This window comes from Streptomyces sp. NEAU-W12, from assembly GCF_026242095.1.
Taxonomy (GTDB): Bacteria; Actinomycetota; Actinomycetes; order Streptomycetales; family Streptomycetaceae; genus Streptomyces.
In genome coordinates this window covers 48088-62752 of the sequence record NZ_JAPJDM010000013.1, presented here as the reverse complement: position 1 = coordinate 62752, position 14665 = coordinate 48088, and the positions used below count along the sequence as shown (strand labels likewise).

15 protein-coding genes and 2 pseudogenes are annotated in these 14665 nt (G+C 68.6%); 8 read left to right on the top strand and 9 right to left on the bottom strand.

What is annotated here, in order from left to right:
* Positions 1-5 precede the first annotated feature (5 nt).
* The 6 genes from mreC to ORI94_RS18025 form a co-directional block, all read right to left on the bottom strand.
* On the bottom strand, positions 6-947 hold the full coding sequence (gene mreC / locus ORI94_RS18050) for a rod shape-determining protein MreC (protein WP_266076636.1): 942 nt from the start codon (positions 945-947) through the stop codon (positions 6-8).
* A gap of 181 nt (positions 948-1128) precedes the next feature.
* Positions 1129-2148 (bottom strand): rod shape-determining protein, encoded by a 1020-nt coding sequence (locus ORI94_RS18045; RefSeq protein WP_042171968.1) that lies wholly within the window; start codon positions 2146-2148, stop codon positions 1129-1131.
* A gap of 510 nt (positions 2149-2658) precedes the next feature.
* Positions 2659-3072, bottom strand: coding sequence for a nucleoside-diphosphate kinase (ndk, locus tag ORI94_RS18040; protein WP_266076632.1), 414 nt, complete (start codon positions 3070-3072; stop codon positions 2659-2661).
* 70 nt (positions 3073-3142) lie between these two features.
* A complete protein-coding gene (locus tag ORI94_RS18035) occupies positions 3143-3493 on the bottom strand; it encodes a DUF4233 domain-containing protein (RefSeq protein ID WP_266076630.1) in 351 nt (116 codons plus the stop codon).
* A gap of 6 nt (positions 3494-3499) precedes the next feature.
* The gene (folC, locus tag ORI94_RS18030) at positions 3500-5059 is read right to left on the bottom strand and encodes a bifunctional tetrahydrofolate synthase/dihydrofolate synthase (protein WP_266076628.1); all 1560 of its coding nucleotides are present in this window, start codon (positions 5057-5059) and stop codon (positions 3500-3502) included.
* Positions 5060-5161: 102 nt separating this feature from the next.
* Positions 5162-7810, bottom strand: coding sequence for a valine--tRNA ligase (locus tag ORI94_RS18025; RefSeq protein ID WP_266076626.1), 2649 nt, complete (start codon positions 7808-7810; stop codon positions 5162-5164).
* 139 nt (positions 7811-7949) lie between these two features.
* Between ORI94_RS18025 and ORI94_RS18020 the strand changes: the two genes are divergently transcribed.
* Entirely contained in the window at positions 7950-8870 is a 921-nt protein-coding gene (locus ORI94_RS18020) for a hypothetical protein (protein WP_266076623.1), read from the top strand.
* 210 nt (positions 8871-9080) lie between these two features.
* On the opposite strand, the gene ORI94_RS18015 is transcribed toward ORI94_RS18020, so the two are convergent.
* On the bottom strand, positions 9081-9350 hold the full coding sequence (locus ORI94_RS18015) for a hypothetical protein (RefSeq protein WP_266076621.1): 270 nt from the start codon (positions 9348-9350) through the stop codon (positions 9081-9083).
* A 434-nt stretch (positions 9351-9784) separates the two neighbouring features.
* Between ORI94_RS18015 and ORI94_RS35555 the strand changes: the two genes are divergently transcribed.
* From ORI94_RS35555 to ORI94_RS17985, 7 genes and pseudogenes are all read left to right on the top strand, one after another.
* Positions 9785-10168, top strand: coding sequence for a helix-turn-helix domain-containing protein (locus ORI94_RS35555; protein WP_266076618.1), 384 nt, complete (start codon positions 9785-9787; stop codon positions 10166-10168).
* Entirely contained in the window at positions 10075-10902 is an 828-nt protein-coding gene (locus ORI94_RS18005) for an IS630 family transposase (protein ID WP_266076977.1), read from the top strand. Before ORI94_RS35555 ends, ORI94_RS18005 begins: the two co-directional genes overlap by 94 nt.
* 44 nt (positions 10903-10946) lie before the next feature.
* Positions 10947-11108: pseudogene (locus ORI94_RS35550) on the top strand (DNA-binding protein); the annotation flags it as partial.
* 253 nt (positions 11109-11361) lie between these two features.
* The gene (locus tag ORI94_RS35545; RefSeq protein WP_416237844.1) at positions 11362-11577 is read left to right on the top strand and encodes a helix-turn-helix domain-containing protein; all 216 of its coding nucleotides are present in this window, start codon (positions 11362-11364) and stop codon (positions 11575-11577) included.
* Positions 11493-12059, top strand: coding sequence for a transposase (locus ORI94_RS17995; protein ID WP_266076975.1), 567 nt, complete (start codon positions 11493-11495; stop codon positions 12057-12059). The genes ORI94_RS35545 and ORI94_RS17995 overlap by 85 nt, the downstream gene beginning before the upstream one ends.
* 148 nt (positions 12060-12207) lie before the next feature.
* Positions 12208-12459: a GntR family transcriptional regulator gene (locus tag ORI94_RS17990; protein ID WP_266076615.1), complete on the top strand. Its 252-nt coding sequence runs from the start codon at positions 12208-12210 to the stop codon at positions 12457-12459.
* A 52-nt stretch (positions 12460-12511) separates the two neighbouring features.
* Positions 12512-12718: pseudogene (locus tag ORI94_RS17985) on the top strand (transposase); the annotation flags it as partial.
* A gap of 126 nt (positions 12719-12844) precedes the next feature.
* On the opposite strand, the gene ORI94_RS17980 reads toward ORI94_RS17985, so the two are convergent.
* Together ORI94_RS17980 and ORI94_RS17975 are read right to left on the bottom strand one after the other, a co-directional pair.
* Entirely contained in the window at positions 12845-13258 is a 414-nt protein-coding gene (locus ORI94_RS17980; protein WP_266076614.1) for a transposase, read from the bottom strand.
* Between the two features lie 159 nt (positions 13259-13417).
* A protein-coding gene (locus ORI94_RS17975) for an IS3 family transposase (protein WP_266076612.1) occupies positions 13418-14622 on the bottom strand; the annotation gives its coding sequence in 2 pieces (ribosomal slippage) (positions 13418-14331 and positions 14331-14622; 1206 coding nt in all).
* Positions 14623-14665: the final 43 nt, after the last annotated feature.

Below are 14665 nucleotides of genomic sequence, written 5' to 3'. Positions count from 1 at the left end.
AGCTCCTACTGCTCTTGCTGGTACTGGCCGTCGGCAGGGGCGGACGGGGTGACGGTCACCGTGACGGTCGGGGTGGGCGCCGGCTTCGGCTTCTTGGGCAGCACCGTGTCGCGCGGGTCCTTCTCGGGGGCCTGGACGACGACGCCGACGACGTCGAGCTTGGTGAAGCTGACGAACGGCGTGACGTAGAGGGTGCGGGTGAGGTCACCGCCGGAGGGGTCGACGCGGGAGACGGTGCCGACGGGGACGCCGGGCACGAACGGCTTGTCGGCCTGGGATCCGAAGGTGACCAGCCGGTCGCCCTTCTTGACCTCGGCCTTGCCGTTGAGGAGTTCGACGCGCAGGGGCCGGTCGCCCTGGCCGGAGGCGAAGCCGAGTTCGTCGCCGGCCTCCATGCGGGTGCCGACGGTGAAGTCGGGGTCGCTGGCGAGCAGCACGGTGGCGGTGTGCGGGCCGACGGTGGTGACCCGGCCGACGAGTCCGTCGCCGTTGAGGACGGTCATGTCGCGCTCGATGCCGTCGCCCGCGCCGACGTCGATGGTGATCGTCCAGGAGAAGCCCTGGGCCGCTCCTATGGCGATGACCTGGGCTCCTTTGATGCCGTACTGGCCCTGGCCGGCGACCTTCAGCATCGTGTCGAGCTGCTTGGCCCTGCTGCGGTTGCGGTCGTCGCTGCCGAGTTCGGCCTTGAGCGCGGCGTTCTCCCGCTCGAGTTCGGCGAGCCGGTCGTGCCGGTCGCCGGAGTCACGGACCGCGGCGACCGCGTTGCCGATCGGGTCGACCGCGCCGGAGACCCCGTTCTCGATCGGGCCGAAGACCGTGGCCGCGGCCTGCCGGGCACCGTCGACCGGTGAGTCCTCTCCGCCGCGGATGTCCACCGTGATCAGTGCGAAAGCGGTGGTGATCAGCAGCACCAGGAGCAGCCGGCTCTCTCGTGTGTCCCTCACGTGCGGCGGCCGTGCCTTCCTCGTCGAAACGGGTAGCGAGAACGGAAGTCGTCAGAAGTCTTCGCGAACCTTCGGAAGCCTTCGGGAACGGTCGGAAAGTGTGGGTGGAGCTGGTGTCTTCATATCAACGATCCGCCGTACGAGAGGAGATCGTCCCGTGCGGCGGAATCGAGGAGCCGTGTCATCTGCGCGGCTGGGCGTCCAGCACCTGCTGGAGCGCCTCGAACTCCTCGACGCACTTTCCGGAACCGAGCGCCACGCTGTCCAGCGGGTCCTCGGCGATGTGGATGGGCATGCCCGTCTCCCGGCGCAGCCGCTCGTCCAGACCGCGCAGCAGGGCGCCGCCACCGGTCAGCACGATGCCCCGGTCCATGATGTCGCCGGACAGTTCCGGCGGGCACTTGTCGAGGGTGGTCTTGACGGCGTCCACGATCGCGTTGACGGGCTCCTCGATCGCCTTGCGGACTTCGCCGGCGGAGATGACCACGGTCTTGGGCAGCCCGGAGACCAGGTCCCGGCCGCGGATCTCGGTGTGTTCGTCGGAGTCCAGGTCGTACGCCGAACCGATCGTGATCTTGATCTGCTCGGCCGAGCGCTCACCCAGCAGGAGGGAGTACTCCTTCTTGATGTGCTGGATGATCGCGTTGTCCAGTTCGTCGCCCGCCACCCGGATGGACTGGGCGGTGACGATGCCGCCGAGGGAGATGACCGCGACCTCCGTGGTGCCGCCGCCGATGTCCACCACCATGTTGCCCGTGGCCTCGTGGACCGGCAGGCCGGAGCCGATGGCCGCGGCCATGGGCTCCTCGATGATGTGCACCTGGCGGGCGCCGGCCTGGGACGACGCCTCGATGACGGCACGGCGCTCCACACCCGTGATGCCCGAGGGGACACAGACGACGACCCGCGGACGGGCCAGATACCGCCGCTTGTGGATCTTCAGGATGAAGTAGCGGAGCATCCGCTCGGTGATCTCGAAGTCGGCGATGACGCCGTCCTTCAGGGGGCGGACGGCCACGATGTTGCCGGGGGTGCGCCCGATCATCTTCTTCGCTTCGGCCCCGACCGCGAGGATGCCACCGGTGTTGGTGTTGATCGCGACGACGGACGGCTCGTTGAGTACGATCCCGCGGCCTCTGACGTACACCAGCGTGTTGGCGGTCCCGAGGTCGACAGCCATGTCACGGCCGATGAACGACATTGAGTTCCCCATCAGGATTCGTCTGGCCTTCCCACTGGCTTTTGAGGGCTTTTCAGGTAGGCGAGGTGGGTGCGGTGACGCGAAGGGTTCCATCGTAGACGCGCCTTCGCGAACACGGCGCGAGGGTCTTCGCCATTGTCATCGGATGGCGGGTCCCGTTGCTTGTGGAGACGGGCCGTCGGGGGCAGTCGTTCCCCCGAATGCCGTCCGCATGTCGAAAAGGCCCGGGGGCAAAGCCCCCAGACCGTCGTCAGGCGGCCAAAACCGCAGCCCACGGCCGCTACGTGATTGTTATGCACGGTCTTGGCGGGTGGTCTTCGGGTGCGGCCCCGGCACACCTTGCCCGCTGCGTGCCGTCCACCACCGTGGTGCGCGGTGTGCACGTTCGTCGTGCGCGTTCGTCGTGCACGACGGTTGCTCCACGTACGGCCATACGGGCGATCGACCGGCACGGCCCGCACCCGTGGAGGCGTCACGCGCGGCCGGTGCGGGCGGTGTTGTCCGTGGACGTCAGGCGCGGCCCGGGAAGAAGATCTTCACCTCGCGCTCCGCGGACTCCTCGGAGTCGGAGGCGTGGATCAGGTTCTCCCGGACGATGACGCCGAAGTCCCCGCGGATCGAACCCGGGGACGCGGCGACCGGGTCGGTCGGACCGGCCAGTTGGCGCACGCCCTCGATGACCCGCTCACCCTCGACGATCATCGCCACGACCGGGCCGGAGGCCATGAACTCCATCAGCGGCTCGTAGAACGGGCGGCCGACGTGCTCCGCGTAGTGCTGCTCCAGCGTGGCGCGGTCCAGGGTCCGCTGCTCCAGCGCGGTGAGCCGCCAGCCGGCCTTGCGCTCGATGCGGCTGATGATCTCGCCGGTCAGGCCGCGCCGGACGGCGTCGGGCTTGAGGAGGACGAGGGTGCGCTGGGTCACGGCGGAGCTCCTTATGCATCAAGGGTGGTGCGGGGTTGCGTGAAGGTTACCGGGCAGGACTCCGTGCCTGTCACACAGCGTCAGTCCGCTCGGCCCGGGTGGCGAACCGGGCCCTCGCCTCGTCCACCTTCCGCCCGAAATGCACCGAGGCCCACCACAGCGCCGCGAACATCACGCCCAGGAGGAACATCATCGGGACGAAGACGCCGGAGGCGATCAGCAGGATCTGCAGGGCCCAGCCGAGGGCGACGCCGCCGGGCCGGGTGATCACCCCGCACAGTGCCACGGACAGGAACATGGCGATGCCGCAGACCGTCCACACGGTGCCGGTCGCCAGGTCCGGGTCCTTCATCGCGACCAGGCCGGCGAAACCGATGACGAAGAACTCGCCGATCAGGGTCGACGCGCAGAGTGTACGCACGGCTCCTCAGCCCTTCCCCAGAAGCAGTCGGGCCTCGCCGACGGTGATGACGGAACCGGTGACGAGCACACCGGCGCCGGTGAACTCGCCCTCCTCCTCGGCGAGCGTGATCGCCGCCTCCAGCGCGTCGGGCAGCCGGGGTTCGACCTGGACGCGGTCCTCGCCGAACACCTCGACGGCGATCCCGGCCAGTTCGTCGACGTCCATCGCGCGGTGGCTGGAGTTCTGTGTGACGACGACCTCGGCGAAGACCGGTTCGAAGGCCTCCAGCAGCCCGCGCACGTTCTTGTCGCCGCTCGCGCCGACCACGCCGATGAGCCGGCTGAACTGGAACGCCTCCCCGATCGCCCCGGCCGCGGCCCGCGCGCCCGCCGGGTTGTGGGCGGCGTCCAGCACGACGGCGGGCGACCGGCGTACGACTTCCAGCCGGCCCGGTGAGGCGACGGCGGCGAAGGCCTTGCGGACGGTGTCGATGTCCAGCGGCTCGGCGCGCTGGGCGCCGACGCCGAAGAACGCCTCCACGGCGGCGAGCGCCACGGCGGCGTTGTGCGCCTGGTGGGCGCCGTGCAGCGGCAGATACACCTCGGGGTACTCGCCGCCCAGGCCGCGCAGGGTCAGCTGCTGGCCGCCGACGGCGACCTGCCGGGCGACGACCCCGAACTCCAGTCCTTCCCGGGCCACGGTCGCGTCGGCCTCGACGGCCTTCTTCAGCAGCACCTGGGCCGCGTCGACCGGCTGCTGGGCCATGATCACCGTCGCGTCCGGCTTGATGATGCCGGCCTTCTCGGTGGCGATCTCGGCGGGCGTGGTGCCGAGCCGGTCGGTGTGGTCGAGGTCGATCGGCATCACCACGGCGACCCCGGCGTCGATCACGTTGGTGGCGTCCCAGCTGCCGCCCATGCCGACCTCGACGACGGCCGCGTCCACCGGCGCGTCGGCGAAGGCGGCGTACGCCATGCCGGTGAGCACCTCGAAGAAGGACAGCCGGTGCTCCTGCTGTGCGTCGACCATCCCGACGTACGGCGCGACGTCCCGGTACGTCTCCACGAACCGCTCGGCGGAGACCGGTGCGCCGTCGAGGCTGATCCGCTCGGTGACCGACTGGACGTGCGGCGAGGTGTAGCGCCCGGTCCGCAGTTCGAAGGCGCCGAGCAGGGCCTCGATCATGCGGGCGGTGGACGTCTTGCCGTTGGTGCCGGTGATGTGGATCGACGGGTACGCGCGCTGCGGCTCGCCCAGGACGTCCATCAGCGCGGCGACCCGGGTCAGGGAGGGCTCCAGCTTGGTCTCGCCCCAGCGGGTCGCCAGTTCCCCCTCGACCTCCCGCAGCGCCTTGTCGACCTCGGGGTCCGCCGGCCGCACGGGCACGCCGGGCTCGGGCGCGCCGCCCTGCGTGCGCAGGGTGCGGCTGCCGGCCTCGATCACCGCGAGGTCGGGGTCCCGGTCCGTCTCGGCCTCGATGATCTCCTCGAAGGGGTCGGGAGAGTCGAGGGGGCGCAGGGGGTCCGGCCGGTCGTCGTGGTCACCGTGGTCGTCGTGGTTGCCGTTCGGGGGGAGGTCGCTCACGGGGCCAGTCTACGTATCCGCCCGCATCCCTCCCACGGCAGCCGAGGGCCCCCGGAACCGCTCGGGCTCCGGGGGCCCTCGAGGACGTGGGACGGCCGGGGGCTACGCCTTCGGGAGCCGCTCCAGCTGGGCCCCGATGCGGGCGAGGTCCTCGTCCGCCTTGGCCAGTCGCGCACGGATCTTGTCGACCACGTGGTCGGGGGCCTTCGCCAGGAACGCCTCGTTGCCCAGCTTGGCCTCAGCCTGCTGACGCTCCTTCTGCGCGGCCGCGAGGTCCTTGGTGAGGCGCTTGCGCTCGGCCTCGAAGTCGATCACCCCGGACAGGTCCAGGGCGACCTCGACGCCCGCCACCGGCAGGGCCGCCGTCGCGGTGAACGCGTCGCCCTCCGGCTGGAGGCGCAGCAGCTGCCGGATCGCCGCCTCGTGCGGGGCGAGCGCCGAGCCGTCGAGGGACAGCCGGGCCGGGACCCGCTGGCCGGGCTGCAGGCCCTGGTCGGCGCGGAAGCGGCGGACCTCGGTGATGACGGACTGGAGGGTCGCGATCTCCCGCTCGGCGCCGGCGTCCCGGAAACCGCCCGGTGCGTCGGCACCGGGAACGGACACGGCCTGCGGCCAGTCGGCGACGACGACCGACTCGCCGCCGGTCAGCGTCGTCCACAGCGTCTCGGTGACGAACGGGACCACGGGGTGCAGCAGCCGCAGCGTGACGTCGAGGACCTCACCGAGGACGCGCTTGCCGACCTCGGCCGGCTCGCCGCCCGCCTGGAACGTCGTCTTGGACAGCTCGACGTACCAGTCGAAGACCTCGTCCCACGCGAAGTGGAACAGCGCGTCGGACAGCTTGGCGAACTGGAAGTCGTCGTAGAACGCGTCGACCTCGGCGACCACCGCGTTGAGCCGGGAGAGGATCCAGCGGTCGGTCGGCGACAGCTTCGACGCGTCCGGCAGCGGGCCGTCGACCGTGGCGCCGTTCATCAGCGCGAAGCGGGTCGCGTTCCAGATCTTGTTGGCGAAGTTGCGGGAGCCCTGGACCCAGTCCTCGCCGATCGGCACGTCGGTGCCCGGGTTGGCGCCGCGCGCGAGGGTGAAGCGGAGGGCGTCGGAGCCGTACTTGTCCATCCAGTCCAGCGGGTTGACCGTGTTGCCGAAGGACTTCGACATCTTCTTGCCGAACTGGTCGCGGACCATGCCGTGCAGGGCGATGGTGCGGAACGGCGGGGTGCCGTCCATCGCGTACAGGCCGAACATCATCATCCGGGCGACCCAGAAGAAGAGGATGTCGTAGCCGGTGACCAGGACGGAGTTCGGGTAGAACTTCGCGAGCGATTCGGTCTGTTCGGGCCAGCCCAGCGTCGAGAAGGGCCACAGGCCGGAGGAGAACCAGGTGTCGAGGACGTCGGTGTCCTGGTGCCAGCCCTCGCCGCTCGGTGCCTCGTCGTCGGGGCCGACGCAGACGACCTCGCCGTCGGGCCCGTACCAGACGGGGATCCGGTGGCCCCACCACAGCTGGCGCGAGATGCACCAGTCGTGGAGGTTGTCGACCCAGTCGAAGTACCGCTTCTCCATCTCCTGCGGGTGGATGGCGACCCGGCCGTCGCGGACGGCGTCGCCCGCCGCCTTGGCCAGCGGGCCGACCTTGACCCACCACTGCATGGACAGGCGCGGCTCGACGGTGGTCCTGCAGCGCGAGCAGTGGCCGACGCTGTGGACGTACGGCCGCTTCTCGGCGACGATCCGGCCCTCGGCGCGCAGCGCGGCGACGATGGCGGAGCGGGCCTCGAGCCGGTCCAGGCCCTGGAAGGGGCCGTGGACGGTGATGACGGCGTGCTCGTCCATCACGGTGAGGGACGGCAGGTCGTGGCGGCGGCCGATCTCGAAGTCGTTCGGGTCGTGCGCCGGGGTCACCTTGACGGCGCCGGTGCCGAACTCGGGGTCGACGTGCTCGTCGGCGACGACCGGGATGGAGCGGTCGGTCAGCGGCAGCCTGATGAGCTTGCCGATCAGGTGCCTGTACCGCTCGTCCTCGGGGTGGACGGCGACGGCCGTGTCGCCGAGCATCGTCTCGGCGCGGGTGGTGGCGACGACGATGGTGTCGTCCCCGTCGCCGTACGTCATGGAGACGAGTTCGCCGTCGTCGTCCTGGTACCCGACCTCGATGTCGGAGATCGCGGTCAGACAGCGCGGGCACCAGTTGATGATGCGCTCGGCGCGGTAGATCAGCTCGTCGTCGTAGAGCCGCTTGAAGATGGTCTGGACGGCCTGGGACAGCCCCTCGTCCATGGTGAAGCGCTCGCGCGACCAGGCGACGCCGTCGCCGAGGCGGCGCATCTGCCCGGAGATCTGGCCGCCGGACTCGCCCTTCCACTGCCAGACCCGCTCGACGAAGGCCTCCCGGCCGAGGTCGTGCCGGGACTTGCCCTCCTTGCCGAGTTCCCGCTCGACGACGTTCTGCGTGGCGATGCCGGCGTGGTCCATGCCGGGCTGCCACAGCGTCTCGAAGCCCTGCATGCGCTTGCGTCGGGTCAGGGCGTCGATGAGGGTGTGCTCGAAGGCGTGCCCGAGGTGCAGGCTGCCCGTGACGTTCGGCGGGGGGATGACGACGGTGTACGGGGGCTTGTCGCTCTTCGCGTCCGCCTCGAAGTAGCCCCGCTCCACCCAGCGCTCGTACAGCGGCCCCTCTACGTCGGCCGGCGCGTACTGGGTCGGCAGTTCGGAGGTGGGCGGCTGCGGCTGCTGAGAGTTCTCGGTCACGAGCCTCAGTTTAGAGGTGTCACGGGCCAGTCCCGAAACGCGTTTCCTTTGTAACGGTGCACCCCCCCGGCGGCCTGATCGCGCCGCAGCTGAGACAGGATGTCAGCGACACATAAGCATCTGGAGGGGAACCCAGAACATGAGCTACAACCAGCCGGGCCCGTACGGCGGGCAGCCCCAGCAGCCCGGACCGTACGGCCAGCCGGGTCCCTACGGCCAGCAGCCGCAGGCTCCGCAGCCCGGCTACGGCTACCCCCAGCAGGCTCCCTCGCCCGGCCGGCCCGGCTACGGCTACCCGCCCCAGCCCGGCCAGGGCGTCCCGCCGCAGCAGCCCCCGTACGGCCAGGCTCCGTACGGAGCGCCCCAGCCCCCGGCCCCGGGCGGCGGCGCCAAGAAGGCCGGCTGGATCATCGGCGCGGTGGCGGTCGTGGTGGCGATCGGTGTCGGCGCGTACTTCGTGATCGGCGGGGGCGGCGGCGCGGGCGGCCTGGAGGACGACGGCCCGCACAAGCTCTCCGCGCCGTCAACCCTTCTGTCGGACAAGTACGACCGCATGGGCGACTCAGAGGAAGAAGAAGCCAGTTCCAGCGACGCGGACGATCTCGCCAAGGCCGGAGTGAGCGATGCGACCTCGGTCGGCGCCATCTACTCCACTGTCGACCTCACAGCCCTTGACCCCAGCGACTCCTCCGATCTGTCGAAGGTGCAGACCGCTGAGAACGTCACCTTTTTCGGTGTCTACGGCAAGGTCGAAGACCCGGAGAAGACTCTCGATGCCACCTTCACCCAGATGCACAAGGACACAGACGAGAAGATCAAGCTGGTTGGTGACCCTCAGTCGGTTTCGCCCAATGGCTTGGACGGTGCCGTGATGAAATGCCAGCAGGCCGAGACAACGAATCAGGTCACTGAAAAGGTCCAGAAGACGTACCTGTGCATCTGGGCGGACTACAGCACGATGGGGGTTGTCGAGCCGACTGCAGGCGCCAAGACGTACTCATTGGACGAGTCCGCCGGCATCGCCTCCGACGTACGAAGCGAGGTGCGAGTCAAGAAGTAGCCGAGCCGAACCATGAGGTACCCGGAAAATCTCGCCGGGTACCTCATGCTGAACGTGGCCCCGCGCGGGCGACGCGGGTTCTTCAGCCCCTGCGCGAACCAGTGTCGCCTCTCTCGTTCTTCCAGTACTCACCGACGCACACGACCCCGCCCAGAAGAATGGAAGAGGCCGTTTCAATCGCGTCCTCCCTCTTTCCCTCAGTGAGTGCCCCTATTGCTGCGCCTCGCGCGGTTCATCACCCAAGGCAGGCTCAACGAAGGCGGGTTCGCGGGCGTTGAGCCTGTCAAGGGTGCGGGCGGCCACCTGCGTGACCTCTGCGAGGGAGGCATGCAACACGGTTACGAACGCGGCCAGTTCCTGCCTGTTGGCTTGGCCGGCTTCCAGGATGGAACCGATGACGGCGCAGAGCGCATCGGCCGTCTCAACCGCGAACACATCGGCGGCCTGCTCGAGAGCACCACCGGGCTCGGCCACAACCATGATGCGCTTGCCTCTGCCCGCCCCACCGCCGATCTCCCGAGGCTGCGTCGGGGCACTCCACTCGCCGTGCCAGGTCCTGGCGCAGTCGTTCTCGTGCGCCCCAGCGTGGTCCGCGGGCAGGGAGCAGGGCTGACGGTTGACCCCCACGCCAGGGCCAAACTCGGGGTGATGCGCGCAGCAACGCTCACTCACGTGCCAACACCTCCCCGCCTGACACATGGGCGAACCAAACGGGTGTCCCAGTCGGGGATCGGGGTGGAGTACAGCGGGGCCACGGGACGCATAGCGGGCGCCGAGGCAATTAATGCCCTGCGTTTGCCGCTGGGAGGCAGCAGCCACACAAGCAGCGCATCGATAAGGTTCCGCACAGGTCGACTCCTAATCAGTCGGCTTATTGATCCGAAACGCTTTGAGTTCAGGCTCGTTGATGGTGTGTGAGTGATCTGGTGGGGGACGCGCGGACGTGGTCGCCGAACGCGCAGGAAGCTGTGCGGTTGCTGGCGGTTTCCACGTTGATGGAGGGCCGGGACCGGGTGGAGGTCGCCGCCCTGTTCAAGGTGTCGGTCAAGGCCGTGGACAACTGGTGGGTGAGGTGGCGGGCCGACGGCCGGGACGCACTGCTGTCGCGCCCGCGAGGCCGCCGCGTGGGCGAGCACCAGGTCCTGTCCGAGGCCGAGCAGGCCGCTGTGCGGCAGGCTATCCTCGATCACATCCCCTCGATCACATCCCCTCGATCACATCCCCTCGATCACATCCCCTCGATCACATCCCCTCTGACCTGGGGCTTTCGGGTCAGCTGTGGACGCGGGGGCAAATAGGCGAGCTGATCTTCAAGCTGTACGGGGTCCGGTTCACCGAGCCCGGGGTGGGCAAGTACCTCAGGCGTTGGGGGCTGACCTTCCGGCGTCCGGACAAGCGAGCAGTCGAGCAGGATCCGGAAGCGGTCCGCGTCTGGCGCGAGGAGACCTGGCCGGCGATCCGGGCCAAGGCGAAGGCGGAGAACGCCGAGGTTCTCTTCGGTGACCAGGGCGGGACCCGCTCGGACCAGGTCACCGGCCGCACCTGGGGCGCCAAAGGCTCCACCTCCATCGTCCGCCGGACCGGGAACCGGTTCTCCGTGAACGCGATGTCCGCGATCAGCACCCGCGGCCGGACGCACTTCATGGTCTTCACCGAGTCGTTCGACGCGAAGGTGATGTGCCGCTTCCTCTCCCGGCTCGTCGGGCACTTCGACCACAAGGTCCACTTGATCGTCGACCGGCACTCGGCCCACCGCTCGAAGACCGTCCGGGCCTGGCTCGCCGACCACCAGGACCAGATCGAGCTGCACTTCCTGCCCTCGTACTCACCCGAACTGAACCCCGGCGAGCTGGTCAACGCCGACCTGAAACGCAGCCTGTCCCACACCCACCGGGCCAGGAACCAGGCCGAACTCGTCGCCGAAACCCGCAGGTTCTTCCACCGCCGACAACGTCAGCCACACATCGTCCGCGGCTACTTCGGCGGCCCGCACGTCCGCTACGTCCTGGACGAGAACCCCATGAGTTTCTGATCACTGACTTCAGCTCGTCGGGGTGAATCTTTGCGAAGCCCGTGATGGGTGTGGGTGGGCGGCTGTATCCGTGTGGTGTGAGATATGCGGATGGGGGCGGGCTGACTCCTGCGGGACGTCGGCGCCGGGAGTCGGTGCGGATGCAGGCGGCCGAGTTGTACGAGCAGGAGATCAAGCCGTCGGAGGTCGCACGGCGGTTGTGGGTGAGCGTGAAGTCGGCTTACCACTGGCACCAGTTGTGGCGGGACGGCGGTCGTGAGGCGCTGGCCTCCCGCGGCCCGAGCGGATCGCGATGCCAGCTGTCCCCGCGCTGTCTGGAGAAACTGGCCGGGTATCTCGAGGAGGGGCCGGCCGAGCATGGCTGGGTGGAGGATCAGGTGTGGACCGCGGCGAGGGTGGCCACGCTGATCGGCAGGAAGTTTCCACGTCTCCTACAGCGTCTCGGGTGCCACCAGGCTGATGCACCGGCTCGGCTTCAGCCCCCAGGTCCCCGCGCGGCGGGTCGCCGAGCGCGACGAGCAGGCTGTGACCGCCTGGAGGGAGGCGACCTGGGCGGAGGTGAAAGAGCCCAGGCGGCCTGCGGAGGTTACATCTGCTTCGAGGATGAAGCCGGGTTCACCCGCCGACCGCCCAAAGGACGTACCTGGGGCCGGCGCGGCCACACCCCGGTCGTGACCGTCAGCGGACGACGCTCAGGACGCCTGTCGGTGGCCGGACTGATCGCGATGCGGCCGGGCTCCCGCACGCGGCTGTGCCACCGCCTGCGTACCCACCCCGCTGGCAAAGGCGCACGCCGCAGCATGGGCGAGCGCGACTTCATCGCGCTGATCGACGGCACCCACCACCTCGTCCAGGCGCCGATCGTGCTGGTCTGGGACCGCCTGAACACCCACGTCTCCCACGCCATGCGTGAGTTGATCGCCCAGCGCGAATGGCTGACGGTGTTCCTGCTCCCCGCCTACTCACCCGATCTCAACCCCGTGGAATGGGTATGGGCACACGTCAAACGCAGCCTGGCCAACCTCGCAGTGGTCGCCCTCGACCGGCTCGAAACGCTGGTCCGCAACCGGCTCAAGCGCCTCCAGTACCGGTCCCACACCCTCGACGGCTTCATAGCCGGTACCGGCCTGACCCTCGTCGATCCAGCGTCACCTTGACGAGCCGAAGCCAGCAATAGCCCCAGGTAATGGCCCTGCATGGTTACCCTGGGGCGCTTTGTTCATCTTCCGTCTTACGGATTACGCGGTTACGCGGTTACGCGTAAGCGCGGTAGCGAATCTATGCAGTAACGCGCACGCTGACCGTATGCCTGATCTTGACCGCTCACGGAACCTCTGGCCGCAGATCCTCACCGACCTGCGCCGACGGTTGCATGCCGGGGAGTGGGCGCCGGGTGAACGCTTCCCTGGAGCCGTGACACTCGCAGCGGAGTACGGGACGGCTCAGGCTACGACGCAGAAAGCGGTTGTCGCGCTATGTGCGGAAGGTTGGCTGCGCCTGGAAGTCGGGCAGGGAAACTACGCCGCCGACCCACTCCCCGCCACTGGAGACACATGACCCACGGATCATGTCCCCTGTGATGGTGGAGCTGATCATTCGAGGGCGCCGAGCCTGCATACCCATGCTCACCCTGATCGACCAAGCCCGGCTCTGGGAGCCACGTCGCCTCCGATTCCGCCTATGCTCCGTGGCCGCCCAGCTCGTCACCACCGGCCGACGCCGGATCCTCCGTCTCGCCCGTCACTGGCCCTGGACGGTTGAGATCACCACAGCTCTCGAACGTCTCGCTCTCGCTCTTCTGCCAAAACCAGACTGACCAACGGATTCACCGGCCTTTACGAGAAGAGGACCCAGCCCGAAGCAGTGGAGCCCTGCGTCCACCCGAGACGACACTCGACCCCTCGGCCTGCCGGCCTCAACCACCGACAACTAAAAATTTTTCTCACGTGGCGAGTTTCGCGAGCTTCTTGTAGCAGGTCAATACTGCTGCGAGCCCGAGGATGACCAAGAAGTGGCTGCCTTTGCGCTCGTACCGGACGGTGAGGCGGCGGTAGCCGAGGAGCCAGGCAATCGACCGCTCGATCTTCCAGCGGTGCCAGCCGAGACGCTCGCCGGACTCGACGCCGGGCCGGGCGATGCGCGGGACGATGTTCCTTCCCCACAGCCACGTCAGGTGTCTGGCGGAGTAGTACGCCTTATCAGCCCGAAGCTTCGCGGGCCGACGCCGTCGCGGTCCGCATCGTAAACGGATCGCGGGTATGCCCAGGACCAGCGATAGCAGGGCCTGGCTGTCGTGGACGTTCGCGCCAGGCACACCGAGCGCGAGGGATAAGCCCTGGGCTGTCGGACAGGACATGCAGTTTGCTGCCCTTCTTGCTCCGGTCGACCGGATTGCGCCCGGTCAGCGATCCCACTTTTTTCGCGCGGACCGAGGCCGCGTCCACGATGGCCGAGGTCCAGTCCAACTCACCACGGGCACCGAGCTCGGGCCTTGACCCCGAATCCTGAACACGGGTTATGCGGCTTGTGCCAGCGTAGTTGGTGTGCGGTGGAGGGCGTTCTCGTAGGCGATCGGTGATCGTTGTCCGAGGCGGGAGTGTCGGCGTCGGGTGTTGTAGCGGTGGAGCCATCGGAAGGCGTCGAGTCGGGCCTGGCGGTCGTCGGGCCAGCTTTTCCGGCCCTGAAGCGTCTCGCGTTTGAAGGTCGCGTTGAAGGACTCGGCGAGTGCGTTGTCCGCGCTGGACCCGATTGCGCTCATGCTCCGCCGCACCCCTGCTGACCTGCAGGCTTCGGCGAAAATCCTGCTCGTGTACTGAGCTCCGTGGTCGGTGTGCATGATCGATCCGGCGAGGCTGCCGCGGGTGCGGATCGCCGCGGCCAGGGCGTCGGTGACGAGGTCCGCGCGCATGTGGTCGGCGATAGCCCAGCCGGCCAGACGGCGCGAGGCGAGGTCGATGACGGTCGCCAGGTAGCAGAACTTCCCGCCCTCGACGGGCAGGTAGGTGATGTCGCCGACGTACTTCGTGTTCGGCTTGTCCGCGGTGAAGTCGCGGCTGATCAGGTCCGGGGCCTTGGCGGCGGCCGGGTCGGGGACGGTGGTGCGGTGTCGGCGGCGCAACCGGACTCCTTCGATCCCGGACGCCCGCATGAGTCTGGCGACGCGCTTGTGGTTGACCGCGACACCGTTCTCCTCGCGGAGCTCGGCGGTGATCCTCGGGGCTCCGTAGGTGCCGTCCGATTCCTGGTGCACCGCCCGTATCCGGGTGGCGAGCTTCGCGTCGGCCGCCTGCCGGGCGGCCCGGTCGGCAGCCGTCCGGCGCCAGTAGTAGAAGCTCGAGCGGCTGACGCCGAGGATGCTGCAGAGCCGCTTCACGCCGTAACGGCGCTGGAGGTCGGCGACACACTGGAAGCGGTTCACCAGCGCGTCTCCCCGGCGAAATACTTCGCCGCTTTGCGCAGGATCTCCCGTTCCTCCTCCAGCTCACGGACCTTCTTCCGCAGAGCCGCATTCTCCGCCTCCAGCGGGGCCGGCGGCAGGGCTGGTTCCTGCGTCCGCCGTCCTCGGGGACGGCTCACCCCGGCTGCCCGAACCCAGTTCCGCAGCGTCTCCGGGTTGATCCCCAGATCGGCTGCGACCGACCTGATCGTCGCTTCCGGCCGCGATTCGTACAGCGCGACCGCATCCGCCTTGAACTGCGGCGGATAATTCTTCATGACCACGAGATGTCCGTTCTCAGATCCTCAGGATCCAGTGTCTCGTGTG

Bases quoted from the DNA above. Each gene is read 5' to 3' on its own strand.
- ORI94_RS18045 (WP_042171968.1), bottom strand. From the start codon at position 2,148: ATGTCGTTCATCGGCCGTGACATGGCTGTCGACCTCGGGACCGCCAAC.
- ORI94_RS18020 (WP_266076623.1), top strand. From the start codon at position 7,950: ATGAGCTACAACCAGCCGGGCCCGTACGGCGGGCAGCCCCAGCAGCCC.
- ORI94_RS18015 (WP_266076621.1), bottom strand. From the start codon at position 9,350: ATGGTTGTGGCCGAGCCCGGTGGTGCTCTCGAGCAGGCCGCCGATGTG.
- ORI94_RS35545 (WP_416237844.1), top strand. From the start codon at position 11,362: ATGCACCGGCTCGGCTTCAGCCCCCAGGTCCCCGCGCGGCGGGTCGCC.
- ORI94_RS17990 (WP_266076615.1), top strand. From the start codon at position 12,208: ATGCCTGATCTTGACCGCTCACGGAACCTCTGGCCGCAGATCCTCACC.
- ORI94_RS17980 (WP_266076614.1), bottom strand. From the start codon at position 13,258: ATGTCCTGTCCGACAGCCCAGGGCTTATCCCTCGCGCTCGGTGTGCCT.